The organism is Acidiphilium sp. JA12-A1 (genome assembly GCF_000724705.2).
Taxonomy (GTDB): domain Bacteria; phylum Pseudomonadota; class Alphaproteobacteria; order Acetobacterales; family Acetobacteraceae; genus Acidiphilium; species Acidiphilium multivorum.
In genome coordinates, this window is the sequence record NZ_JFHO01000179.1 from 1 (window position 1) to 281 (window position 281).

A 281-nucleotide genomic window follows, 5' to 3' on the forward strand; every position below is an offset into this window, starting at 1 on the left:
AGCTGGTAGACCGTCACCATCACCCGGGCGGGGCCGCGGGCGACGCGGACGAGCGCGGCATCGCCCAGGCCGGAGAGCCAGCCATCCGGGCGGAAGGCGAGGATCTCGACGCTGTCGGGCGCGAGCGGCGGCGGCGAGACGCGCACGCCGGGCAGGCCGCCGCGCTGCGCCGCCGCGGGATTCGCCTCGTTGACGATGCAGAACAGGCCGGCATCGAGCGTCATCATGTGGGCGGAGACCTTCAGCTCCTCGACGCCGGCGGCCTTCGCGGCGGCCTGCGC

Annotated in this window: 1 pseudogene; it reads right to left on the reverse strand. The window is 75.4% G+C overall.

Annotation, left to right across the window (positions count from 1 at the left end):
• Positions 1-281 (reverse strand): annotated as a pseudogene (locus RT91_RS19040) (hypothetical protein); the annotation flags it as partial.